The sequence below is a fragment of the Rossellomorea orangium genome (genome assembly GCF_019334305.1).
Lineage (GTDB): Bacteria > Bacillota > Bacilli > Bacillales > Bacillaceae_B > Rossellomorea.
The window spans coordinates 37,573-61,816 of the sequence record NZ_JAHWGH010000008.1; the positions used below are offsets into that span (position 1 = coordinate 37,573).

The following is a 24,244-nucleotide window of genomic DNA, read 5'->3' on the forward strand; positions in this document are numbered from 1 at the left end:
CCCACCATCTATAATGAAGATGTGATGAAGGGGAGCGGGGAAGATTCCCCTCTCCCTTTTCTTATTGTTGTTTCTATTTTTTTGAAAAAAAGAGTAGAAATTGAAATTCAAAGGAGGCCTTTACGATGAACAAAAAGTCGATCAAAGATGTCGATGTAAGAGGGAAACGCGTATTTTGCCGTGTAGACTTTAACGTACCGATGTCCGAAGGCAAGATTACAGACGAAACACGTATCCAAGCTGCTCTTCCTACTATTAAGTATTTAGTGGATGGCGGAGCAAAGGTCATTCTCGCTAGTCACTTAGGCCGTCCTAAAGGTGAAGTGGTGGAAGAACTGCGTTTAACGCCAGTAGCTGAAAGACTTTCTGAACTTCTTGGTAAAAATGTTGCCAAAGCAGATGAAGCGTATGGAGAAGCTGTTCAATCCAAGATCAGTGACATGTCTGAAGGGGATGTTCTTGTACTGGAAAACGTACGATTCTACCCTGGAGAAACAAAGAATGATCCTGAACTTGCGAAGGAATTTGCAGCGTTAGCAGACCTTTATGTCAATGACGCATTCGGTGCGGCTCACCGTGCCCATGCTTCCACTGAAGGAGTGGCAAAGCATCTTCCGGCTGTAGCAGGCCTTCTGATGGAGAAAGAGCTTGACGTTTTAGGGAAAGCCCTATCTAATCCTGAACGCCCATTTACAGCTATCGTGGGTGGAGCAAAAGTAAAAGACAAAATCGGTGTCATCGACAATTTATTAGATAAAGTGGACAACCTGATCATCGGCGGTGGACTTGCTTACACATTTGTGAAAGCCCAAGGTCATGAAGTAGGGAAATCCCTTCTTGAAGAAGATAAAATCGATTTAGCCAAGCAATTCATGAAAAAAGCAGAAGATAAAGGCGTTAAATTCCTTATGCCTGTTGATGTAGTCGTTGCTGATGACTTCTCAAATGATGCAAATACGAAGGAAGTGGATATCAATTCCATCCCTTCTGATTGGGAAGCACTTGATATCGGACCGAAGACGAGAGCTCTATTCCAGGATACAATCAAAAGCTCCAAGCTTGTGATCTGGAACGGACCGATGGGTGTATTCGAATTAGAAACATTTGCAAACGGAACAAAAGCCGTGGCGGAGGCGTTAGCCGATGCAACAGATACATATTCTGTTATCGGTGGCGGTGACTCTGCAGCAGCCGTTGAAAAGTTTGGCTATGCTGATAAGATGAGTCATATTTCTACAGGTGGTGGAGCATCACTCGAGTTCATGGAAGGAAAAGAACTTCCGGGAGTCGTAGCTCTTAACGATAAATAATCGCTTCATCAAAGACCAACAATTTTTTGAAACGATTTGTAAACCAGAAAGGATGAGTACAATGCGTAAACCGATTATTGCAGGTAACTGGAAGATGAACAAAACGCTTGGAGAAGCTAAATCCTTTACTGAAGAAGTAAAAGGACTAGTGCCGGATCAAGAAGTCGTTGATTCTGTCATTTGTTCACCAGCCCTATTTTTAGAAAGCCTAGTGAACTTGACAAAAGATTCAAAGGTGGCTGTTGGTGCTCAAAACATGCACTTTGAAGAAAACGGAGCGTTCACAGGAGAAGTAAGTCCTGTAGCCCTTTCTGACTTAGGTGTACAATATGTCATCCTTGGACATTCAGAGCGTCGTGAAATGTTCAATGAAACAGACGAGTCTGTGAACAAGAAGACTCTTGCTGCATTCAAACACGGATTAACACCAATCGTATGTGTAGGTGAGACGTTAGAGCAACGTGAAAACAACGAAACAAAAGATCTTGTCGGAACTCAAGTGAAACAAGCACTTGCAGGTCTTTCTGAAGATCAAGTGAAACAAACGGTCATTGCTTATGAGCCAATCTGGGCAATCGGTACAGGTAAATCTTCTACAGCGGAAGACGCGAACGAAGTATGTGCCCACATCCGTCAAGTGGTTGCAGGAGAATTCTCTCAAACAGCTGCAGACGCTGTGCGCATTCAATACGGCGGTAGTGTGAAACCGGCTAACATCAAAGAATACATGGCTCAATCAGATATCGATGGTGCCCTTGTAGGTGGAGCGAGCCTTGAACCACAAAGCTTCCTTCAATTGTTAGAAGGTGCAAGCAACAATGAGTAAATCACCAGTTGCGTTAATCATCTTAGATGGTTTTGCTTGCCGTGACACGAAAGAAGGGAACGCGGTAGCTCAAGCGAACAAACCGAACTTTGATCGCCTGTGGAACCAGTACCCTCACAATCAACTGACAGCCAGTGGCGAAGCAGTAGGTCTCCCTGAAGGTCAAATGGGGAACTCTGAAGTTGGCCACTTGAATATCGGTGCAGGACGTATCGTGTACCAAAGCTTAACTCGTGTGAACCTGGCCATACGTGAAGGGGAATTCGAACAGAATACCACTTTCCTGGATGCCATCAATCATGCGAAAGAAAAAGGCACGAATCTTCATATCTTCGGACTGCTTTCGGATGGCGGAGTGCACAGCCATATCGAGCATCTTTATGCGCTTCTTGGTTTAGCGGCCAAAGAAGGAATGAAAGATGTGTATGTCCATGCCTTCCTTGACGGTCGAGACGTCGGCCCTCAAACGGCGAAGAAGTACATTGAAGACGCAGAAGCGAAAATGAAAGAAATCGGCGTAGGTCAATTTGCGACGATTTCAGGTCGTTACTATTCAATGGACCGCGATAAGCGTTGGGAACGGGTTGAGAAATCCTACCGCGCCATGGTATATGGTGAAGGCCCAAGCTATCAGGATCCAATCGAACTCGTAAACGATTCATACGAAAACGGAATCTACGACGAATTCGTGATTCCATCCGTTATCACCAAAGAAAACGGAGAGCCGGTAGCGACGATCAAGGATGAAGATGCTGTTATCTTCTACAACTTCCGTCCTGACCGCGCCATCCAAATTTCGAATACATTTGCCAATGCAGATTTCCGTTCGTTCGATCGCGGGGACAAGTTCCCTAAAGATCTTCACTTCGTGTGCCTGACACGTTTCAGTGAAACGGTTGATGGTTTTGTAGCATTCAAACCGACAAACCTTGATAACACGCTAGGTGAAGTTCTTTCACAAAACGGATTAAAGCAATTGCGCATCGCTGAAACAGAGAAATACCCTCATGTCACGTTCTTTATGAGCGGTGGCCGTGAAGCTGAATTCCCGGGCGAGAAGCGGATCCTGATCGATTCCCCTAAAGTGGCAACGTATGACTTGAAGCCTGAAATGAGTGCTTACGAAGTGACGGATGCTTTACTTGAAGAGATTCGTGAAGATCGTCAGGATGCCATCATCCTGAACTTTGCCAACCCGGATATGGTCGGTCACTCAGGTATGCTTGAGCCGACTATTAAAGCTATCGAAACAGTGGACGAGTGTCTTGGAAAGATCATCGACCTCATCACGGAAAAAGGTGGTACAGCCATCATCACAGCAGACCATGGGAATGCAGATGAAGTACTGACCGAAGAAGGCAAGCCAATGACGGCTCACACGACGAACCCTGTTCCTGTCATCGTGACAAAGGAAGGCGTGGAGCTTCGTGACGGTGGGATCCTTGGAGACCTTGCCCCGACTATGTTAGATCTATTGAATGTCAATCAACCAGACGAAATGACTGGAAAATCATTAATTAAAAAATAAGGAGAGATTCTAAATGCCATTTATTACAGACGTATATGCTCGTGAAGTATTGGATTCACGCGGTAACCCAACAATCGAAGTAGAAGTTTACACACAATCAGGTGCTTTCGGACGCGCACTTGTTCCATCTGGAGCATCAACTGGTGAATACGAAGCAGTAGAACTTCGTGACGGAGAGAAAGACCGTTACCTTGGTAAAGGGGTACAAAAAGCAGTTGACAACGTAAACAACGAAATCGCTGAAGAAATCATCGGTTACGACGTTACTGAACAAGTAGCGATCGACCAGGCGATGATCGCTCTTGACGGTACTGAAAACAAAGGTAAATTAGGTGCCAACGCAATCCTTGGTGTATCCATGGCTGTTGCACGCGCAGCTGCTGACTTCTTCGGAGTTGAATTATACCAATACCTTGGCGGATTCAACGCGAAGCAGCTTCCAGTTCCAATGATGAACATCGTTAACGGTGGAGAGCATGCTGATAACAACGTAGACATTCAAGAATTCATGGTCATGCCTGTAGGAGCTCCTACATTCAAAGAAGGTCTTCGCATGGGTGCTGAAATCTTCCACAGCCTGAAATCAGTTCTTAAATCTAAAGGTTATAACACTGCAGTAGGTGATGAAGGTGGATTCGCTCCAAACCTTAAATCAAATGAAGAAGCACTATCAACAATCATCGAAGCAATCGAAAAAGCCGGCTACAAACCAGGTGAAGAAGTTCTTCTTGCAATGGACGTAGCAGCTTCTGAAATCTACAACAAAGAAGACGGTAAATACCATCTTTCTGGTGAAGGCGTCGTTCGTACTTCAGCTGAAATGGTTGATTGGTACGAAGAAATGTGCAATAAATATCCAATCATCTCAATCGAAGACGGTCTTGACGAAAACGACTGGGATGGTTTCAAACTACTGACTGAGCGCATCGGTAACAAGGTTCAATTAGTAGGGGATGACTTATTCGTTACGAACACGACTAAGCTTTCTCAAGGTATCGAGCAAGGAATCGGTAACTCGATCCTGATCAAAGTGAACCAAATCGGTACACTGACTGAAACATTCGACGCAATCGAAATGGCGAAACGCGCTGGTTACACAGCTGTCATCTCTCACCGTTCTGGTGAAACAGAAGACAGCACAATCGCTGACATCGCTGTAGCAACAAACGCTGGTCAAATCAAGACAGGTGCTCCATCACGTACAGACCGCGTTGCGAAATACAACCAACTTCTTCGCATCGAAGATCAATTGGCTCACACAGCTCAATATCTTGGAGCGAAAACATTCTATAACGTTAATCGCTAATAGCGATTGAAGAGAGGCAGCCCCGTCTTTGGACGGGGCTGTTTTTTGTTTGTGGAGGCTTTTGGTGGGGGATTTGATCGGTGTCCAGCTTTTTGGTGTTGATTCGATGGTTTTCGGAGGGTGTCAGCTTCTGGTTTTGAGAGGAATCCAGCGGGTTTAAGAGAAAATCCAGCCGATATTGGTGAGAATCCAGCGGGTCTAAGAGAAAATCCAGTCGATTTAGCGTCAAATCCGGCCGAAATAGCCAGGAATCCAGCCGTTTAACATTTTATACCAAAACATTTACCGACACACGCCTCCCCAAATCCAACTCTTTACATAATTCAAACAATATTACCTTGTCCCCTACATCTTTCCTATGGTAAACTAAGACTAATGTTATGTTCGTATCAGGAGGTGGGACTCATGCACACTTTTTTAGTCACTTTACTTATTATCGTATCAATTGCACTTATTGCTCTTGTATTACTTCAGTCAGGTAAAAGTGCTGGACTTTCAGGGGCCATCTCTGGTGGTGCAGAACAACTTTTCGGTAAACAAAAAGCACGTGGTATTGACTTAGTACTTCACAGAATCACAATCGTATTATCGGTACTGTTCTTCGTACTAACCATTGCTATCGTAGCTATCTAATACGGACAAAAAACCTGATCATTAAGGTCAGGTTTTTTTATTTAAACAGACACTTTTATTAGAAAATAAGAATTAGGATTAGTTTATAAATCAATACACTACGTAGTGGTAATCCTTATTAACTCATGCTTATAAGTTGATTGTAGCGGAAGGTGCTCGACTCCTGCGGGAATAGCGGGAAAGTTGAGACCCCGCAGGGCGAAGCCCGAGGAGGCTCAACTCACGCCCCGCGGAAAGCGAGCACCTGGAGCGGAAATCAGCCAGCACTCACTATTGAAAAGTTTCCGATATTAATGATTATTTCAAGCGAAAATATTGGATTGTCTGACCGATGTTTGCTAAAAATAGAGAAGAAGAGTGGACTAAACGATCGTTTAATGGAATCAAGCCTGGTGTAACAAGCTTTCCTGATACTAATCAAACGTTTGTTTAATAATAATCCACAGAAAATCAGAGTACATAACAATATGGTTTAAACAACTGTTTAATAGAATGGACCCTGTCAAATCAAGGTTTCTCTCTCTTAATCAAACGTTTGTTTAAATTGAGATAAAAAGGAGTCATAAAGATGAAAACTGTCTTACCAAAACCATTTACATTCGAAGCAGGCCCGAGAGCCGTATTATTGCTTCATGGGTTCACAGGAAACTCTGCCGACGTCCGCATGCTTGGACGCTTCCTTGAAAAGAAGGGTTATTCGTCCCATGCCCCTCACTATAAAGGACACGGTGTTCCACCTGAAGAATTGGTTCACACGGGACCAGAAGATTGGTGGAAGGATGTCATGGATGGATACGAACATTTAAAGAGCAAGGGATACGAAGAAATAGCGGTCGCAGGCCTATCCCTCGGAGGGGTATTTTCTCTTAAATTAGGTTACACTGTACCTGTAAAGGGTATTGTCCCTATGTGTGCGCCAATGTATATAAAAAGTGAAGAAATCATGTATCAAGGGGTTGTGGATTACGCACGTGAATTTAAAAAGTTTGAAGGAAAACCGGAAGACCAAATTGAAAAAGAAATAGAAGAGTTCAAGAAAACGCCGATGAATACTCTGAAAGCACTGCAGGAATTGATTGCAGACGTACGTGAAAATGTGGATATGATCTATTCACCGACGTTTGTGGTACAGGCACGGCATGATCACATGATCAATACGGATTCTGCAAATATCATTTATGATAACGTGGAGTCCGATGAGAAAGAAATCAAGTGGTACGAAGAGTCCGGTCATGTCATTACATTAGATAAAGAAAAAGAACAGCTTCATGAAGACGTCTACGATTTCCTGGAGAAATTGGACTGGACGGTTTGATGAATTCGATGATCAGGAGGGATTGTCATGGACGAAAACATTAAAGAGCATGTGGATAGGCTCCTTTCCTATATGAAGGAAGAAGCATACAAACCATTGACGGTACAGGAGCTTGAAGAAGCATTCGGAATTGAAGGGTCGACGAACTTCAAGGATTTTGTCAAAGCGCTTGTCGTGATGGAAGAGAAGGGCCTCGTCGTACGCACAAGAAGCAACCGCTACGGCCTGCCTGAAAAAATGAATCTGGTCAGAGGGAAAGTATCCGCTCATGCAAAAGGATTTGCCTTTGTCATACCGGAAGAATCCGGAATGGACGATATCTTTATCCCTCCGAACGAAACCAATAACGCTATGCATGGCGATATCGTGTTGGTCAGAGTTTCAACGTCATCTTCAGGATCAAGAAGAGAAGGGACCGTCGTCCGAATCGTTGAACGCGGTGTCGATCAAATGGTAGGTACGTTTACGGAAAGTAAGCACTTCGGATTTGTCATCCCCGATGATAAGAAGTTTGCCAGCGACATCTTCATTCCGAAATCCGCCCAGATGGGGGCAGCAGAGGGACATAAGGTTGTCGTGAAATTGACGTCTTATCCGGAAGGACGGAAGAGTGCCGAAGGGGAAGTGATTGAAATCCTCGGTCACAAAAATGATCCGGGAGTCGATATCCTATCTATCATCCATAAGCACGGAATTGATATTGAATTTCCTGAAGAGGTCATGGATCAGGCGAATAAGGTGCCAAGTGAAATCGACGAATCGGAAATTCCAAATCGGAAAGACCTGCGGGATCAGACCATCGTCACGATCGATGGCGCAGATGCCAAGGATCTCGATGACGCCGTGACGGTAACAAAACTGGACAACGGGAACTACAAGCTCGGAGTACATATTGCAGACGTCACTTACTATGTGAAAGAAAGTTCCCCGATTGATCAGGAAGCCTTTGACAGAGGAACGTCAGTCTATCTCGTGGACCGTGTCATCCCGATGATCCCTCATCGATTATCTAACGGGATATGTTCTCTTAATCCAAAAGTGGACCGTTTAACCCTTTCATGTGACATGGAGATTTCACCAGAAGGCGATGTCGTAAAACACGAAATTTTCCAAAGTGTCATTAAGACAACAGAACGGATGACCTATTCAGATGTAAACAAAATCCTCGTTGATAAAGACGAAGAGCTTCGCAAAAAATATGAACCACTGGTACCAATGTTCGAAGAAATGGAAGACCTGGCCCAGGTGCTTCGCACGAAACGGATGAAGCGCGGAGCCATTGACTTCGATTTCAAAGAAGCAAAAGTCCTTGTAAATGAAGAAGGGGAGCCGACAGATGTCGTCCTTCGTGAGCGCTCGGTAGCTGAGAAGCTGATCGAAGAGTTCATGCTGGTGGCGAATGAAACGGTTGCTGAGCATTTCCACTGGATGGACGTGCCGTTCATCTATCGTATCCATGAAGATCCGAAAGAGGATAAGCTGCAGCGCTTCTTCGAGTTCATCACCAACTTCGGCTTGATTGTGAAAGGGACGGCCAACAGCATCCACCCCCGTGCCCTTCAGGAAATTGTCGAGGACGTACAGGGAGAACCGGAAGAAATGGTCGTTTCAACGATGATGCTTCGATCCATGCAGCAGGCGAAATATGACCCTGAAAGTCTCGGTCACTTTGGACTCGCGACGGAGTTTTATACACACTTCACATCACCGATACGCCGTTATCCTGACTTGATCGTTCATCGATTGATCAGAACCTACTTGATTGAAGGTAAGCTTGATCCGGCCACCCGTGAGAAGTGGGGCGCTCAAATGGGGCACATCGCTGAGCACACGTCCAGCCGCGAGCGCCGTGCAGTGGATGCCGAGCGTGAAACCGATGAGCTGAAGAAAGCAGAGTACATGGAAGACAAGGTGGGAGAAGAGTACGACGGCATCATCAGCTCCGTGACAAACTTCGGAATGTTCGTCGAATTGCCGAACACCATTGAGGGCCTTGTCCATGTAAGCTACATGACGGATGATTATTACCGGTTTGATGAGCGTCATCTTGCCATGATCGGTGAGAGGACCGCCAATGTGTTCAGGATCGGTGATGAAATCACGGTGCGTGTCGTGAGCGTCAACAAAGATGAGCGCGCCATTGATTTTGAAATTGTCGGCATGAAAGGAAAGCGCAAGGAGCGCGAAAACAGTGTACGCTCGTTTTCTTCGGATAAAGGAAAATCAAACCGTGGAAAATCGGATCGTTCTTCATCCCGTAAAAAGGAAGGGGAATGGTCAACGCGTCCACCTAAAAACAATAAGAAGAAAAAAACCAATAAGAAACATTTTGAAAATGCACCTAGAAGCAAACGTAAAAAGAAGAAATAATGGGATCAGGAGCAATGGGACGCCCTTTGCTCCTTTTCTTTTCAGGGTGTAACGATACAATTTTTCTTCAAAATATGAGATAATAATGAGTAAACCAGCGATGACTAGGGGGATTCCAATGCCAAAGGGAGAAGGCAAGCTAATTGCCCAGAATAAAAAAGCACGCCATGACTATGCCGTAGAAGAAACATATGAGGCGGGTCTCGTTCTCCAGGGAACAGAGATCAAATCGATTCGTGGCGGCCGAGTGAATCTAAAGGATTCGTTTGCCCGTGTTCAAAACGGTGAAATTTTCATACACAATATGCATATCAGCCCGTATGAACAGGGAAATCGATTTAATCATGAACCGCTTAGAACGCGTAAATTACTGCTTCATCGTAAGCAGATCAACAAGCTGATCGGTGATTCAAAAGAAGCCGGTTATTCCATCGTTCCTTTGAAGCTTTACATCAAAAACGGTGTGGCAAAGCTTCTGATCGGACTTGCCCGCGGTAAGAAGAAATATGATAAACGTGAAGACCTGAAACGGAAAGAAGCAAACCGTTCCATCCAGCGTGAGCTTGCCCAGCGCCAAAAAGGGATGTAACACTACAGTTTTCCGGAATATGCCATTTGCATTTATTTCAGGATTTGTTATACTAGTAGATGTCGCGAGGTAATCAAGCGGCAGTAAGAACAATTGAATAAGTGACTTACACGCTTAACTTATTCTTTCCCGTTCTTCCCTTTTATCATGGGGACGTTACGGATTCGACAGGGATAGTTCGAGCTTGGGTTGCGAGCCGTAGGGGTCGTCTACGTTAAAACGCCAAAGCCAATAATAACTGGCAAAACTAACAATAACCTAGCTTTAGCTGCGTAATAGCACTTTAGCTGTTCCTCCCTCCATCGCCTATGTGGTAGGGTAAGGGACTCACTCTTAGTAGGCTACGCCGGAGTCCACCGTCTGAGGACAAAGGAAGAGACTAATCAGACTAGCTGCACGGACGCCCGTCGATAGGCAGAAGCTGTAGCGAATTTGCGAATATATCGACTACGCTCGTAGACGCTTAAGTGGCGATGTTTCTGGACGTGGGTTCGATTAGTTCATAGTCGCCTTATGTGGTAACACATAAGTGAAAATTTGGCTTTATCGGTGAAACCTAAGTCACATTCGTGTGATAAGGCAATGCCGAGCGGTATGTGGAGCAATCCAACAGCCGTGTATCGACTTATAGGCTGCCGAAGTCCGGTAGTACTAGGATGCGGAATCCTATCTCTCAGCAGATAAATTTACATTTCGCATAATACGCCAAAGGACCTGAAACTACAAGGTTCAAGATATAGTCAGTGCCATGTCGAAAGCATGGAAGTGCACGTCCCACCGTCTCCACCAAATACATATTTGGTGGTTTTTATTTTGAAAAATTATAATGATCTTTTGATAAAATAGAACCAGACTTCAATAAACAAAAGAGCCATGCTACTGCTTACAATCAGTAACATGGCTCTTATCTATTCATCATCAAGTTCTTCTATTAATTTCTTCATTTCCGCAATTTCTTTCTTTTGGGTTTTGATAATGCCGTCGGCTAGCTTACGTACCCTTGGGTCGGAAATTTGGGCGCGTTCGCTGGTTAAGATGGCAATGGAGTGATGGGGGATCATTGCTTCCATATAATCCACATCGTCTACGAGCGTCTGACTGCGCAATAAGTAAAGTGAAAATAAGAAGACAACAATACTCCCTAGGATTATTCCGAGATTCATTTTGCGATTTGTCAGCATGTTTTGCATGAATAGTAGCATGATGACAGCCATCGATGCACCCATCAACACGGCCATATAGGCTCTTGTTTCACTGAAGAATATGTGATCAACCTTATAGGTATTCCAATACGTAAACAAATACATGACGACGGTAGATGTGAGGATCATACTACCAAATTTTTTATAGGCTTTCATAAAGATTTCACTCCTTTTCAGTTATAGCTTTCCATTTTTTATCTATAGTATTTGCAAAATAACGTTTTATTTATTAAAAACTACCCATTCAATCAGGGAATACTATCACCATCACTAAAATGTCTATCAAGTTATGTAGCGATTTCATAACAAAAACAGAGAATAATCCTTTTTTTAGTGATTTGCATTTAATTTGCACATTTACCGGGTAATGTATGAACACTACATAAATGGTGATGGTATTTAAGCTTAGCCTATTTATGTTCGTATGAATGACTAAGTAAAGGAGATGATTCTTTGTTAGAACTAATCGGCGAATCAGCCAAGACCTCCCTGGGGTACTTTTGGAAATCAGGATGGGCGTTTGTATTGGGATACTTGATCAGCTCCATGATCCAGGCATTTGTCCAAAAGGATAAGATGGTGAAGTATATGGGGAATGCGAGCTTGAAGTCCGTTGGTTTATCCTCGCTTTTCGGGGCGATCAGTTCATCCTGTTCCTTTGCGGCACTGGCTGCTGGGAGGAATTTATTTAAGAAGGGCGCACATTTCATCCCGACCTTAGCCTTTTTGTTTGCGTCTACCAACCTGGTGATCGAATTGGGTATCCTTATCTACATCTTCCTTGGTTGGCAGTTCGTAGTGGCAGAGATGGTCGGCGGTATTGCACTGATTTTAGTAACGTGGGTGTTAGTGAAACTCACTTTCCCAAAAAAATTGGTGGAAGAAGCAAGAGAACATGTTGAGGATGAGGATGATGAAAATGAAGAATTTGATTGGAAAGAGAAGATAAGATCCAAAGAAGGATGGCTTCAGGTCGGTCATGAATTCGTCATGAACTGGAAAATGGTGTGGAAAGAAATCACGATCGGTTTTACGATTGCCGGGATGATGGCCACCTTTGTATCGGAAGACACGTGGAAAAGCTTCTTTCTCGCAGATCAGCCCGACTCATTTTTAAAGGTGTTGGAGAATGCCCTCATAGGGCCGTTGGTAGCGATGTTGACTTTTATCGGATCCATGGGGAATATTCCAATTTCCACGATACTTGCATCCAGTGGGGTGGCATTCGCAGGGATCATGGCATTTATTTATTCAGATCTGGTCGTACCTCCCATTATTGCGGTTCATAAAAAATATTATGGATTAAAAACGGCCTTATATATTGCTGGAGTCTTTTACGTATCCATTATTTTAACAGCGCTTGGCATGCACTACGGCTTTACAGCTATGGGACTTCTTCCTGAAGATGCCAAGCAGGTCATGAATGAAGATCCGTTTAAGATTGATTATACGTTCTGGTTGAATATCGTCTTTGTGGTGGTGGCAGGTGTGTCCATCTACTTGAATAAATTGTTTAAACAATCCGATGCCCACTCGCACATGATGATGATGGAGGGAGATTCGAAGTTCAAGACGATCGTGACGTATTTATGCTTACTTTATTTAGTAGTAGGAACAATCTTGTTCATTTTTTAATAGGGTAAAGTCAGTAAAAGGGATGTCCAATCGGGACATCCCTTTTACTGTTCAAATTTCTTATGTTTACCCTGAGTTTATGCAGATTCTATGCAGAACAAAATAAACTTGTCGAAACAAATAAAAAAATGATTTTTCCGTTTAATGGCATTCTAACTGGATATAGTAATGTTGTAGTAACCAATAATTTTAAGGAGGAAGATAATATGTCACATGAAAAGTACCAATCTGCCATCCAAGCGCTTCATCAATGTATGGAGGCGTGTAACCACTGCTATGATGCTTGTCTAAAAGAAGAAGACATCAATATGATGAAAGAGTGTATCCGTTTGGACCGCGAATGTGCGGATATATGTGCATACTTAGAACAATCCTTAGTAAGGGGAACACCATTTGCAGCGGAACTTGCCCAAGTGTGTGCCGGTATTTGTGAAACATGCGGGGAAGAATGTAAGAAACATGATCATGATCACTGCCAGAAATGTGCCGATGCTTGCTTCAATTGTGCAGAAGAGTGTAAGAAAATCGCGTAAACAAAAAGGAGTGGAAACCGTTCAATTGGTCTCCACTCCTTATTAAATTCCCTACTTTGCAAGCTTTCCTTCATCCACAACTTCATTCCATGTCTCATCATTATCAGTCGATTGGAAGATATCATTGTTATAGGTCACGATCGTCCACTCATCAGAGCGTTCCGGGTTGAATGAGATATACATAATCGGATTATCTTGAGATAAGTCAGGAGTAGGGTAGGATTGAATTTTGTTTGAGTCAAGGTTCAACTCATATAATTGTATCTTTCCTTTTTCTATACTGGCGAAAAGCCCGGTCTTTTCCGTTAAGTAGATACTGGTTGTCGTTTGAGTATTCTCCACTTTTGTAAAGGAGTCTCCGCCATCTTGTGATACAAATACCCCATCTTTACTTGAGATAGCCAGCATCTCTTTTTTTGAAGGGTGAACCGCAATATTTCCGATTGAAGTAGAGTCGAACCCTTTCATATCAGCCTTCTTCCAATTTTCCCCTTCGTCCATGGAACGGTAAAGCCCTGTATCCATCTCCGAATTGGACTCTTGGTTGATCGCATAAAGGGCCTTGGATTGATAACCTGCCCCGAGATAATGAAAGTCGGTTTCCCCGTAAAAGGCCAACTTGTCCAATGATTTGCCGCCATCTGTACTTTTGACCAGTCCCAGGGGATTCTTTAGCTTTGATCCTTCTTCCGGATGCCCGCTGGAATAAAATCCATCTTTATACGGCTGAAAGCCCATATAATCGTGTTTTTCGCTATTTGTTTCATACCATGTGGAATCCTTGTATTTCATCAAACCATCATGAGTAGCAATGACCAATTCTCCTTTATTATTTGGGTAGCCCATTCCGTGAATGTGGTCGATGGTCTTATCTTCCGTTTTGACATAGGAATAATCCTCGTCTGTTGCAGAGCAGCCAGATACCATGATGGCTAATGAAGATACTAGAAAAAAAGTTTTTATATGTTTCATTGTTTATCCTGCTTTCTCATTATATTTTCCACTGATACCCGATCCCCCATATGGTTTTTAAATGATCTTCTATCGGGAACCCGGCTTTTTTTAATTTATCCCTCAGGTTTCTGATGTGTGAGTCTACAGTCCTGATGTCGGTTTTGGAATTGATATCCCACACCATCAGCAGGAGTTGTTCCCTCGTGTAGACTCGGTCTGTATTTTTCATCAGGGAGTGAAGGATGTTGTATTCTTTTAAGGTCAAGGAAAGAATTTGATTTTCATAGTTTAACGTGTAGGTATGACCATCTAATGTGAATCCGCCCCTGATGAGTTGTTGAGTCTCTTCGATTTGATCATAGCGCTTCTTTCTTCTGAAAAGGGCATTCACGCGTGCGACAAGTTCCTCTTCGTCAAAGGGCTTTGTAATATAATCATCCGCCCCGACGTTTAATCCCTTTACGATGTCATCCTTCTCGCCCCTTGCTGTCAACATGATGATTGGAACATGGGAGAACTCCCTGATTTTTTCACATGTCTGAAAACCGTTCAGTTCCGGCATCATAATGTCTAAAATGATTAGATCGACGGGATGCTGTTTCATATAGTGAATGGCGTCATAGCCGTTATTTTTCTTTACACAGGAATAATCGTATGGAGTGAGGTAAAGCTCCAATAGATTTAACATCCTTGTTTCATCATCGATTAATAATATGTTATTCACAGTCGACCCTCCAACCTTAAAGTATGATATTGATGGATGTTCCCTTATTTGGTTCACTTTCGATTGAAATCTCTCCACCGTGTGCTTCCACCAACTCCTTTACGATGGTTAAGCCGAGGCCGGAGCCGCCAAATTCCCTTGAACGAGATTTTTCTACCCGATATAAGCGATTAAATACTTGAGAGAGCTCGTCAGGCGGAATGCCTATACCCTGGTCTTTGATTGTCAGGCTCAGTTTACCCGGTATATGTTGACGGGCAATGACTGTCGTCGTTGAACCGGGCTTTGAATATTTTAAGGAGTTATCCAACAGGTTCATGATGATTTGCTCCAATCGAATTGGGTCCGCTTGGAACAAGAATTCTTCTGAAACAGACAGGTTCAGGTTCATCCCCTGACTTTTAAAGGCCGGCTTCATTTTGCTCATCATCTTATGGAAATAGGGGGATGATGAGATTTCCTCCCGATGTATGGAGAAGTTGTTCTCATCAATCTTGGCCAGTTCGAATAAATTCTCAATCAACGTGACAATGGTCTGCGATTCTTCCTTGATAATCGTTAAATACTCTTTTCTTTCAGATTCTGAAATTTCGTCACGAATGGCGACATTCGCATACCCGAGGACATACGTCAAGGGTGTCCTGAGTTCGTGGGAAATGGTAGCCAGAAATTCCGTGCGGTCATGTTGAATCGTTTCCAGATCATTTGCTAATGTTTGTATGGAAGTGGAGAGATCTCCAAGTTCGTCTTTCCCCAATTTGGGGAGCTTTACCCCAAAATGCCCTTTGCTTAATTCTTCAGTAGCCTTTTTCATTTTAATCAATGGTCGTGTCAACATTTTGGACAGGAGAAAATGAATACAGGCTAATATGATGAGACTCATGATTCCTGCAAGTAAAAAATGGCCGTTTAATTTATGAATTAAGTTCCGTAGCGGTGAGGCGCTTTTAAACATATAAACATAGCCTTCATCAGCGCCGTTTTTAAAAGAGGTGACGGTGGCTAAATAATTCACGTCTTTCCAGTTTGCTTCAATCACTCTTCCTTCTCGGGGTAAGGAATCCGGACTCTCATTGATTAATTCACGCATTCCATCCGTTAACTTCTTCGAGCCGATGATGACAGAATGATTCTCATCTGTAATGACAACCTCGGTTTCCGTTTTGGATTCCATGAGTGCGATATGGTGAAGGGTCGTATTGGTGTAGCGGTCCTCTAGTACGTCCCGGTGACTGTTCCCCCGGGATAGGATGGACTGAAATTCCTCCTGGATCCGGGAATCGATAATATTATCATGGAGGTAGAGCATCAATAATCCTTCCATGATGAAGACGGCTATAGTGAAGGCAGCCGCAAGTTTCGTTGAAATTTTATTCATAGAGACTCCCTCATTTATGATTTCTATTACCAGTGTAACGTGAAAATATGAAAAATGTATGCATAAAGACAGGTTTGTCGGGTTCTTTCCAAGGCATGATTCATTCTGTCGCATTTGTCACGAAAATATCACACTTCTACATATGTTCTCCATAGATTCTGCAATTTTGCAGGATAAAATTTAATAGATATCACTCGAAAGGTAGGTACGATCACGATGAAACATAGAAAAAAATCGTTTCTTTTCATTTTAATGGCCCTTCTTTTTCTGGGAGCTTGTTCAAATGATGAAGACGGGATGACGGAAGAAATGGACAGCATGGAGCATAGCGACATGAATCACTCTGGTTCAGAAGAGCTGCCAAAGAGTTTAATAGAAGCATCAAATCCGAGGTATGAAGTAGGAAGTAAAGCCATCATTAAAGATGATCACATGGCAGGGATGAAGGATGCGGAAGCGACTATATCAGGTGTTTATGATACTGTCGTCTACACCGTTACCTACACACCGACCACGGGTGGAGAAAAGGTGAAGAACCATAAATGGGTCATTCATGAAGAGTTGAAAGATTTCGGAGATCAACCGTTTAAACCAGGAGATGAAGTGGTCTTGGATACCGATCATATGAAAGGAATGAAGGGAGCGACGGCAACGATTGATTCAGCAGAAGAAATGGCCGTTTATATGGTGGATTACACACCAACCACAGGTGGAGAACAAGTGAAAAATCATAAATGGGTCACAGAAAGCGAATTATCCCCAGTTGAATAATAAATCAGAAAAAAGAGATGGCCATTGGTTCATCTCTTTTTATAACAGTCAACAGGTAAATACGTTTATAGAAATTAGCGAGTGGTACAGAATAAAAATGTCACCTAGCCATTCAATAACTGCCCATTTTAAAAAAATCCAATCAAATCAGTTGACCAAAATCGATTACAGTTGTAAACTATAAATATAAATCGATTACAAATGTAAACGAATGGAGGGATATCATTGCCCGAAGAAGAAAAACCGGAAATCACAGATTCTGAATGGGAAGTCATGAGGGTCGTCTGGACACTGAAAGAAGTGACCAGTAAGGAGATCAGTTCCGTCCTGCAGGAAAAGAAAGAGTGGAAGCCGGCAACAACCAAAACCTTTATTGGTCGTCTGGTCAAAAAAGGGATGCTCACAACGGAAAAAATCGGCAACCGGTTCATCTACAGGGCAGGTGTCAGTGAAGAAGAAAGTCTTAAGACACTGAAGTCAGGATTGTTCACCCATATATGCAGCAGGGCAGTTGGAAAGACGATTGCTGATCTGATTGATGAAGCCACCCTGAGTCACGAAGATATTGCTCTGCTAGAACAGGCTTTACAATCCAAAAAGGAAAACGCTGTCGACTACATCGCATGTAATTGCGTACCCGGCCAGTGTACCTGTAAAAAAGATCACGGCATGAACTGCCAACATTAAAAAAATCACAAGGAGTGTTGAAAAATGGAAAAAACATTATTAAACGTATCAGGAATGACATGTGGAAACTGTGTGAAAAAGGTAGAAGGCGTATTAAATGAACTGGACGGTGTGGAAAAAGCGAAAGTCGATCTTGAAAATGGAGCGGCAAAGGTGAAGTATGATGAAACGAAGCAGACTCCAGACAGCTTAAGTAAAGCCGTGTCTGATGCGGGGTACGAAACAGAACCAGCGAAATAAAGGTGGTTGGGACAATGACGGAAAAAACAGTAAGCATTGAAGGGATGACATGTGCCTCATGTTCTCAGGCGGTTGAGAAAGCAACGAAGAAATTGGCCGGTGTTGAACAAGCAAGTGTGAACCTTGCAACGGAGAAACTCAATATTGTCTATGATGAGAATGAACTTTCATTGGAAGAGATCAAAAAGGCTGTAGATGACGCAGGTTATAAAGCGGTCACGGAAATGGAAAAGAAGACATTCAGCGTGACGGGCATGACCTGCGCATCCTGTGTGCAATCCGTGGAAAAGGCAACAAGAAAGCTCGATGGAGTCAAGGAATCGACTGTCAACATGGCGACAGAGAAAATGGTCATTGAGTACGATCCTGCCGTCGTCACCGTGTCCGATATCAAGGGGGCGGTCTCAGAAGCCGGATACGAAGCACACGAGGACGCTGATGCAGAAGATACAGTGGACCAAGACAGGGATAAGAAAGAGCAGCACATCAAGACGATGTGGAAACGCTTTTGGGTTTCAGCCGTATTTACAGTGCCCCTGCTTCTGGTTTCCATGGGCCATATGTTCGGAATGCCTCTACCAGAGGCCATCGATCCGATGGTGAACCCGTCTGGATTTGCTTTACTTCAACTGGTTCTTACGGTTCCCGTCATGATGATGGGAAAACCTTTCTTCAGTGTAGGGTTCAAGACACTTGTCAAACGCCATCCCAACATGGATTCATTGGTTGCCTTGGGGACCGGAGCTGCCTTCTTTTACAGTTTATTCGCTACCATCATGATCATAGCAGGCAGTGAAGGCTATGCGCAGAATCTCTATTTCGAATCGGCAGCCGTCATTCTCACCCTCATTACATTGGGGAAATATTTTGAGGCTCTTTCGAAAGGGAAAACGTCTGAAGCCATCAAAAAACTGATGGGGCTTGCCCCTAAAACAGCGACTGTCGTAAGAGATGGAGAAGAAGTCGAGATTTCGGTGGAAAAAGTGGCAGTCGGAGATATCATCATCGTAAAGCCGGGTGAAAAAATCCCCGTTGATGGAGTGGTGACTGAAGGAAAGACCTCCGTCGATGAAGCGATGCTGACAGGGGAGAGTATCCCTGTTGAGAAAACCAGCGGCTCGAACGTCATCGGTGCAAGCATTAATAAAAATGGCACCATCCGATACGAGGCTACCAAAGTAGGGAAGGATACGGCATTATCGCAAATCATCAAGCTGGTAGAAGAGGCTCAGGGTTCAAAAGCTCCGATCGCCAAAATGGCGGATATCATTTCAGGTTATTTTGTTCCTATCGTCATCGTTCTAGCCATTCTATCTGGAATCGCCTGGTATATAGCAGGGGAATCAGGTCTGTTCGCCTTTACAATCGCGATTTCGATTCTCGTCATCGCCTGTCCTTGTGCACTGGGACTCGCGACACCAACGGCCATTATGGTCGGTACGGGGAAAGGCGCGGAAAATGGTGTATTGATCAAAAGCGGTGGTGCCCTTGAAACGACACATAAAATCGAAACCATCGTGTTTGATAAAACCGGCACCATCACTGAAGGAAAGCCTGTGGTGACAGATATTGTCACGTCAGAATCCATTTCAGAAGAAGAACTCCTGATTCTTGCTGCTTCTGCTGAAAAGGGATCTGAGCATCCACTGGGAGAAGCGATTGTCCGGGAGGCAGAGGAGAGAGGACTCTCCCTCCGCAAGACTGCCTTCTTTGATGCCATTACAGGTCAGGGAATCGAAGTGACGGTAGACGGAGAGGATCTGTTGCTTGGAAACCGCAAGCTGATGGATGAAAATGATGTCGAAGTCGGTGAATTGGCGGAAGTATCGGACCGGCTGGCTGCCGAGGGTAAAACACCGATGTACATCTCCATTGAAGAGGAAATCGCGGGTATCATTGCAGTAGCCGATACGGTGAAAGAAACGAGTATTGGAGCGATTGAAAAGCTTCACAAAATGGGACTCCAAGTGGCAATGATCACGGGAGACAATAAGCGGACGGCGGAGGCCATCGCAAAAAAAGTCGGTATTGACACGGTCCTCAGTGAAGTCCTGCCGGAAGATAAAGCAAATGAAGTCAAGAAGCTGCAGGAAGGCGGCAGGAAAGTGGCGATGGTCGGAGACGGAATCAACGACGCGCCTGCCCTTGCTCAAGCGGATATCGGGATTGCCATCGGTTCCGGTACGGATGTAGCCATGGAGTCTGCGGACATCGTCCTGATGCGAAGTGACCTGATGGACGTACCGACAGCCGTTGAATTAAGTAAAGCAACCATTCGGAATATCAAGCAGAACCTTTTCTGGGCATTTGGCTATAACATCCTTGGCATTCCTGTTGCCATGGGGATCCTTCATCTGTTCGGAGGGCCGTTACTCAATCCGATGATCGCCGGGGCCGCCATGAGCTTCAGTTCCGTATCCGTTCTCTTGAACGCCCTGCGCCTGAAAGGGTTTAAACCTTCCGGGATGTAGTTCTTTACAAAAAGGAGCTGATTGACAAGATGAGTAATAACCTGACATTAGAGCTTTACACCCGGCCCACCTGTTCAGATTGTCAAGCGGCAAAAGAATATTTAAATGAACAGGAGATCGACTATGTTCATAAGAACGTAGGTGAAGAGGATAGGTATGAAAAAGAACTCAAAGAGATTGCGGGTTCAAGGATCGTGCCTTCCTTTGTCTTTTACGAGAAAGGTCTATTCGGGAAGAAAAAGCTTGTAAAGAATTTAATTGGATTTGAGAATAATAAAGAGGAAATTCAGCAGTTATTAGGGTTGAAATGACTTCAACCGTTCCATCATCTAAAACGAAGATGATGGAGAATCCAACCATATCAGATATGTCCTGTTGATTGACAGGGGGTATCTGATTTTTTTTCTTTCTCCATTTTATTTGCACATTTACGGGGAAATAGAAAGGTGATTCTGGTTATAAAAAAGGGGGAATCTTATCAATTTGAGAGAAAAGATTGTTTTTGTTAATACCTCATTGGGTATAAAGAGAGTATAAGTATAAAGGAGATGATTCTATGATGAACGGTGGAGGAATGGGCGCAGGTTTCTTTGGAACTGGCTTTCTTTTTATCATATTAATAGTAGCGATTGTTGGCATATTCATTTGGATGATGAGGGGGAAGAACCCGGGGCAGTCTAGTCATTCAACTCACCATCATAATCATCATTCATTAGGACTGCTGAAGGAGCGTTTGGCAAAAGGAGAAATCACGGAAGAAGAATATGAGCGGCTCAAACGGAAAATAGATGAATAAATGAATGGTATGAGATTTTTCCGGAACTTGGGTGTTAGAAAACTTCAAGTGAGAAAAAAGGGGAGACAGCTATGAATAGAAAGGTCATTGGCTCTATGCTCATTATCGGATTAGTGGGAATCGGAATCATCGTGTTCCTTCAATCACCTTGGTATAGAAGTGGAGATTTGAGTTTACCAAAGGAAGTGAAAGGTGGAGAAACGAGTATTCTGGAAGTGAGTGCGCAAGAAAAAAAGGATCATCCAGTTAGGAAATTCGTTCTGACTGCAGAGGAAAAACAGTGGAACATCAGTGAGGATAAAAAGGTATCTGCCTGGACCTATAATGGTACAGTGCCAGGAGAATCTCTCCATGTCACAGAAGGTGATGTTGTACAAGTAAAGCTTGTGAACGAGTTGGACGTACCGGTGACAATTCACTGGCACGGGGTCCTTTTACCGAACAAAATGGATGGCATTCCAGGGTTGACCCAGGATGCCGTTCAACCTGGCGAAAGTTTTACGTATGAATTCGTCGCGAATGATGCAGGCACGTATTGGTACCATTCCCATCAACAAAGCTCTATACAGGTTGACAAAGGTTTATATGGATCACTCGTTGTCGAAGAAAAGGAAAAAGAGTATAAGAAGGATGAAGTGTTCATCCTGGATGAGTGGGCAGTAGATCAAGAGAGAGAGGATATCTCTAATATGGGAGGTATGATGATGGGAGCGATGTCCGGAGACGGTGAAGCGGATACGAAACAAATGTACGATACCTTTACCGTGAACGGAAAAGCGGGAAGAGCGATCGAGCCGCTTACGATGGAAGCGGGTGAAAAAGCGAGATTGAGATTTGTTAATGCCGGATACCAGGAGCATCGCTTGGTTTTCCCGGAAGGGTCTATGAGAGTCATAGCAAATGATGCAGAACATGTGGTGTCTGAAGACCACGAATCCAATGTTCTTGAAATAGCCCCTGGAGAACGAATGGATGTGGAATTTACGAAGCCTGAAAAGGAAACGGTATTTATCGGTCAGGAACAGAGTGTAGAAAATGCGGAAGATATGATCATCCCGGTCGTTTCCGAGAGAAATCAAAATCGACATCAGGGCGCCACACTCGCTAAAGAAGCAGGTGTGGCGAAGGGGATTTCATATGGGAGCGAGAAGCCTATTTTCGGAGAAATTCCTGAACCGGATGTTACCTACGACATGGACCTAAGTATGGGGATGTCAATGGGAGAAGGCATGTCATTTCAAATTAACGATGAAACCTTTCCAGATACACCACCTATCCATGTAAAAGATGGGGACATCGTTAAGGTCACACTTAGAAATAATGGCAGGATGAATCATCCTATGCATTTGCATGGCCATCGCTTTCAAGTGAACTCGAAGAATGGAAGGGAATTTGAAAAGCCGATCGTCAAAGATTTAATTCATGTAAAACCCGGAGAGGAATATGTTATTTATTTTAAAGCGGATAATGTTGGAGAATGGTTATTTCATTGCCACGATAACAATCATGCCGCCAGGGGAATGGTGACGATCGTGGACTATGAAGGCGTCTACTCCCCGTTTGATTTAGGTGGTGAAAAAGAAAACCAACCGAACTGAAAATGGATGATAAGAGCGTGTTTTCATACTTTAGAGATAAAAGATGCTTACGATTAAAATTCTCCTGACATAATGATATGATTTCGAAATCTGTTCACATTTTATAAAAATATAGATGATAATATTCTAAATAATCAACCTATAAAACGCTCTCAATGTTATTCTCAGATAACTTTGAGAGTTATTTTTTTGTCCCTTGAGAAATTCTTTCCAACATTGTTACCGTTCTGTGAATAAAATGCGTCGAAATTTCGAAAATCTGTTTAAAAATGCAGTTATTAAGGGTACGTGTTTAGAGAATTTGATAGTATAGGTCTACGAGAGTAAATTCTACATAAAGGAAGGTGATTTCTTTTGTTTAATAAATTCAAACCGTATTTAATTGTTTTAATAAGTCTCATTTCGTTATTTTTCATCATTATATTCAGTACTGATAGCGAATTAATCATCCTCGATCCTAAAGGACCGGTCGGAGCCGTCCAAAAAGATCTGATTATGTTATCGATATACTATATGATTGCCATTATGGTTGTTGTTCTCGGTTTCTTTACAATCATCTTGTTCAAGTATCGAAGCAGTAAGAAGAATAGTGACTATAAGCCGGATATGCACGGAAGTACATTCCTTGAGATTATTTGGACACTCATTCCCGTCCTGATCGTCATCGCATTATCCATCCCGAACACAAAAGCCCTTTATGAATTAAGAGACGCACCGGAAGCGACCTCTCATAAAGATCCAATCGTCATCCATGCGACGGCTGTCGATTGGAAATGGATCTTCAGCTATCCTGAAGAAGGAATTGAAACGGTAAACTATGTGAATGTTCCTGAAGATCATCCGATTTTATTCAAAGTGACAGCAGCTGATTCAATGGCTTCATTCTGGGTGCCGCAAATCGGCGGACAGATTTATGGAATGCCTGGTATGGTCAATGACTTATATCTGCAGGCTGATGAGCCAGGCACGTATGATGGAAGAAACTCAAACTTCACCGGTGAAGGAATGACGCACCAAACGTTTGATTTCGTTGCAATGAAACAAGACAAATATGAAGATTGGGTCGAAGATGCTCAATCCAACGAACCGAAATTGACGGAAGACACGTATGAAAAACTGATGCTTCCTGAAACGGTTGATAAGATGACATTCTCTTCCACTCACTTGGCATTCGTCGATCATGGTAAGAACTCTGAATATGCCATGGCCATCCGACAGAAATACGGTCTTGATACCACGGTTGGTGGTGCAGATAAAGACGCCATGTCAAGTCACGAACATATGGACATGGAAGGTCACGAAGACATGGACCATGATGATATGAAGAAAAAAGAAGATGATGACCATGAAGATCATGGCAGTCATGAGCACTAAGAAA

At 43.4% G+C, this 24,244-nt stretch carries 22 protein-coding genes and 1 other RNA gene; 19 read left to right on the forward strand and 4 right to left on the reverse strand.

Annotation, left to right across the window (positions count from 1 at the left end; all coding sequences use genetic code 11):
- Positions 1-125 precede the first annotated feature (125 nt).
- The 9 genes from KYJ26_RS03725 to ssrA all read left to right on the forward strand — a co-directional run bounded on the left by KYJ26_RS03725 (position 126) and on the right by ssrA (position 10,375).
- Positions 126-1,310, forward strand: coding sequence for a phosphoglycerate kinase (locus tag KYJ26_RS03725; protein ID WP_219166022.1), 1,185 nt, complete (start codon positions 126-128; stop codon positions 1,308-1,310).
- A 61-nt stretch (positions 1,311-1,371) separates the two neighbouring features.
- Positions 1,372-2,136 (forward strand): triose-phosphate isomerase, encoded by a 765-nt coding sequence (tpiA, locus tag KYJ26_RS03730; protein ID WP_219166024.1) that lies wholly within the window; start codon positions 1,372-1,374, stop codon positions 2,134-2,136.
- Positions 2,129-3,664: a 2,3-bisphosphoglycerate-independent phosphoglycerate mutase gene (gene gpmI / locus KYJ26_RS03735; RefSeq protein WP_219166026.1), complete on the forward strand. Its 1,536-nt coding sequence runs from the start codon at positions 2,129-2,131 to the stop codon at positions 3,662-3,664. Before tpiA ends, gpmI begins: the two co-directional genes overlap by 8 nt.
- A 13-nt stretch (positions 3,665-3,677) precedes the next feature.
- Positions 3,678-4,970: a phosphopyruvate hydratase gene (gene eno, locus KYJ26_RS03740; protein ID WP_219166028.1), complete on the forward strand. Its 1,293-nt coding sequence runs from the start codon at positions 3,678-3,680 to the stop codon at positions 4,968-4,970.
- A 405-nt stretch (positions 4,971-5,375) separates the two neighbouring features.
- Complete coding sequence (gene secG, locus KYJ26_RS03745) at positions 5,376-5,603, forward strand: preprotein translocase subunit SecG (RefSeq protein WP_206857361.1); 228 nt, start codon at positions 5,376-5,378, stop codon at positions 5,601-5,603.
- Between the two features lie 568 nt (positions 5,604-6,171).
- Positions 6,172-6,918, forward strand: coding sequence for an alpha/beta hydrolase (locus tag KYJ26_RS03750; RefSeq protein ID WP_219166029.1), 747 nt, complete (start codon positions 6,172-6,174; stop codon positions 6,916-6,918).
- A 27-nt stretch (positions 6,919-6,945) separates the two neighbouring features.
- Entirely contained in the window at positions 6,946-9,288 is a 2,343-nt protein-coding gene (rnr, locus tag KYJ26_RS03755) for a ribonuclease R (protein ID WP_219166030.1), read from the forward strand.
- A gap of 118 nt (positions 9,289-9,406) precedes the next feature.
- Entirely contained in the window at positions 9,407-9,877 is a 471-nt protein-coding gene (gene smpB / locus KYJ26_RS03760) for an SsrA-binding protein SmpB (RefSeq protein WP_173107530.1), read from the forward strand.
- 157 nt (positions 9,878-10,034) lie between these two features.
- Positions 10,035-10,375: a transfer-messenger RNA gene (gene ssrA / locus KYJ26_RS03765) on the forward strand.
- Between the two features lie 410 nt (positions 10,376-10,785).
- On the opposite strand, the gene KYJ26_RS03770 is transcribed toward ssrA, so the two are convergent.
- Positions 10,786-11,235: a DUF305 domain-containing protein gene (locus KYJ26_RS03770; RefSeq protein WP_219166032.1), complete on the reverse strand. Its 450-nt coding sequence runs from the start codon at positions 11,233-11,235 to the stop codon at positions 10,786-10,788.
- Positions 11,236-11,532: 297 nt separating this feature from the next.
- Here KYJ26_RS03770 and KYJ26_RS03775 point away from each other — a divergent pair, with 297 nt between their 5' ends.
- Positions 11,533-12,714: a permease gene (locus tag KYJ26_RS03775; RefSeq protein ID WP_219166034.1), complete on the forward strand. Its 1,182-nt coding sequence runs from the start codon at positions 11,533-11,535 to the stop codon at positions 12,712-12,714.
- Between the two features lie 206 nt (positions 12,715-12,920).
- Complete coding sequence (locus KYJ26_RS03780) at positions 12,921-13,247, forward strand: four-helix bundle copper-binding protein (RefSeq protein ID WP_219166035.1); 327 nt, start codon at positions 12,921-12,923, stop codon at positions 13,245-13,247.
- A 51-nt stretch (positions 13,248-13,298) separates the two neighbouring features.
- Here the strand turns inward: KYJ26_RS03780 and KYJ26_RS03785 are convergent, their stop codons facing one another.
- The 3 genes from KYJ26_RS03785 to KYJ26_RS03795 are packed head-to-tail and all read right to left on the reverse strand — an operon-like array spanning position 13,299 to position 16,303.
- Complete coding sequence (locus KYJ26_RS03785; RefSeq protein WP_219166037.1) at positions 13,299-14,219, reverse strand: F510_1955 family glycosylhydrolase; 921 nt, start codon at positions 14,217-14,219, stop codon at positions 13,299-13,301.
- A gap of 19 nt (positions 14,220-14,238) precedes the next feature.
- A complete protein-coding gene (locus tag KYJ26_RS24275) occupies positions 14,239-14,925 on the reverse strand; it encodes a response regulator transcription factor (RefSeq protein ID WP_219166039.1) in 687 nt (228 codons plus the stop codon).
- 16 nt (positions 14,926-14,941) lie between these two features.
- Positions 14,942-16,303: a sensor histidine kinase gene (locus KYJ26_RS03795; RefSeq protein WP_219166041.1), complete on the reverse strand. Its 1,362-nt coding sequence runs from the start codon at positions 16,301-16,303 to the stop codon at positions 14,942-14,944.
- A 216-nt stretch (positions 16,304-16,519) separates the two neighbouring features.
- On the opposite strand from KYJ26_RS03795, the gene KYJ26_RS03800 reads away from it, so the two are divergent.
- The 8 genes from KYJ26_RS03800 to qoxA all read left to right on the forward strand — a co-directional run bounded on the left by KYJ26_RS03800 (position 16,520) and on the right by qoxA (position 24,240).
- Positions 16,520-17,074 carry a YdhK family protein gene (locus tag KYJ26_RS03800; protein WP_219166043.1) on the forward strand — a complete coding sequence of 185 codons (555 nt, stop codon included), beginning with the start codon at positions 16,520-16,522 and terminating at the stop codon, positions 17,072-17,074.
- 225 nt (positions 17,075-17,299) lie between these two features.
- Positions 17,300-17,761, forward strand: coding sequence for a CopY/TcrY family copper transport repressor (locus tag KYJ26_RS03805; RefSeq protein ID WP_219166044.1), 462 nt, complete (start codon positions 17,300-17,302; stop codon positions 17,759-17,761).
- 24 nt (positions 17,762-17,785) lie between these two features.
- Positions 17,786-18,001, forward strand: a complete 216-nt coding sequence (locus KYJ26_RS03810) for a heavy-metal-associated domain-containing protein (RefSeq protein WP_219166046.1) — start codon at positions 17,786-17,788, stop codon at positions 17,999-18,001.
- A gap of 14 nt (positions 18,002-18,015) precedes the next feature.
- Entirely contained in the window at positions 18,016-20,472 is a 2,457-nt protein-coding gene (locus KYJ26_RS03815; RefSeq protein ID WP_219166048.1) for a heavy metal translocating P-type ATPase, read from the forward strand.
- 29 nt (positions 20,473-20,501) lie between these two features.
- Positions 20,502-20,783 carry a glutaredoxin family protein gene (locus KYJ26_RS03820; RefSeq protein ID WP_219166050.1) on the forward strand — a complete coding sequence of 94 codons (282 nt, stop codon included), beginning with the start codon at positions 20,502-20,504 and terminating at the stop codon, positions 20,781-20,783.
- Between the two features lie 245 nt (positions 20,784-21,028).
- A complete protein-coding gene (locus tag KYJ26_RS24180) occupies positions 21,029-21,268 on the forward strand; it encodes an SHOCT domain-containing protein (protein WP_219166052.1) in 240 nt (79 codons plus the stop codon).
- A 71-nt stretch (positions 21,269-21,339) separates the two neighbouring features.
- Entirely contained in the window at positions 21,340-22,866 is a 1,527-nt protein-coding gene (locus KYJ26_RS03830; protein WP_219166054.1) for a multicopper oxidase family protein, read from the forward strand.
- Between the two features lie 354 nt (positions 22,867-23,220).
- Positions 23,221-24,240, forward strand: coding sequence for a cytochrome aa3 quinol oxidase subunit II (gene qoxA / locus KYJ26_RS03835; RefSeq protein WP_219166056.1), 1,020 nt, complete (start codon positions 23,221-23,223; stop codon positions 24,238-24,240).
- Positions 24,241-24,244: the final 4 nt, after the last annotated feature.

Bases quoted from the DNA above. Each gene is read 5' to 3' on its own strand.
- secG (WP_206857361.1), top strand. From the start codon at position 5,376: ATGCACACTTTTTTAGTCACTTTACTTATTATCGTATCAATTGCACTT.
- KYJ26_RS03820 (WP_219166050.1), top strand. From the start codon at position 20,502: ATGAGTAATAACCTGACATTAGAGCTTTACACCCGGCCCACCTGTTCA.
- KYJ26_RS03750 (WP_219166029.1), top strand. From the start codon at position 6,172: ATGAAAACTGTCTTACCAAAACCATTTACATTCGAAGCAGGCCCGAGA.
- rnr (WP_219166030.1), top strand. From the start codon at position 6,946: ATGGACGAAAACATTAAAGAGCATGTGGATAGGCTCCTTTCCTATATG.
- KYJ26_RS03795 (WP_219166041.1), bottom strand. From the start codon at position 16,303: ATGAATAAAATTTCAACGAAACTTGCGGCTGCCTTCACTATAGCCGTC.
- KYJ26_RS03810 (WP_219166046.1), top strand. From the start codon at position 17,786: ATGGAAAAAACATTATTAAACGTATCAGGAATGACATGTGGAAACTGT.
- KYJ26_RS03815 (WP_219166048.1), top strand. From the start codon at position 18,016: ATGACGGAAAAAACAGTAAGCATTGAAGGGATGACATGTGCCTCATGT.
- eno (WP_219166028.1), top strand. From the start codon at position 3,678: ATGCCATTTATTACAGACGTATATGCTCGTGAAGTATTGGATTCACGC.
- KYJ26_RS03725 (WP_219166022.1), top strand. From the start codon at position 126: ATGAACAAAAAGTCGATCAAAGATGTCGATGTAAGAGGGAAACGCGTA.
- smpB (WP_173107530.1), top strand. From the start codon at position 9,407: ATGCCAAAGGGAGAAGGCAAGCTAATTGCCCAGAATAAAAAAGCACGC.
- KYJ26_RS03785 (WP_219166037.1), bottom strand. From the start codon at position 14,219: ATGAAACATATAAAAACTTTTTTTCTAGTATCTTCATTAGCCATCATG.
- KYJ26_RS03800 (WP_219166043.1), top strand. From the start codon at position 16,520: ATGAAACATAGAAAAAAATCGTTTCTTTTCATTTTAATGGCCCTTCTT.
- gpmI (WP_219166026.1), top strand. From the start codon at position 2,129: ATGAGTAAATCACCAGTTGCGTTAATCATCTTAGATGGTTTTGCTTGC.
- KYJ26_RS03830 (WP_219166054.1), top strand. From the start codon at position 21,340: ATGAATAGAAAGGTCATTGGCTCTATGCTCATTATCGGATTAGTGGGA.
- tpiA (WP_219166024.1), top strand. From the start codon at position 1,372: ATGCGTAAACCGATTATTGCAGGTAACTGGAAGATGAACAAAACGCTT.
- KYJ26_RS24180 (WP_219166052.1), top strand. From the start codon at position 21,029: ATGATGAACGGTGGAGGAATGGGCGCAGGTTTCTTTGGAACTGGCTTT.
- KYJ26_RS03770 (WP_219166032.1), bottom strand. From the start codon at position 11,235: ATGAAAGCCTATAAAAAATTTGGTAGTATGATCCTCACATCTACCGTC.
- KYJ26_RS03780 (WP_219166035.1), top strand. From the start codon at position 12,921: ATGTCACATGAAAAGTACCAATCTGCCATCCAAGCGCTTCATCAATGT.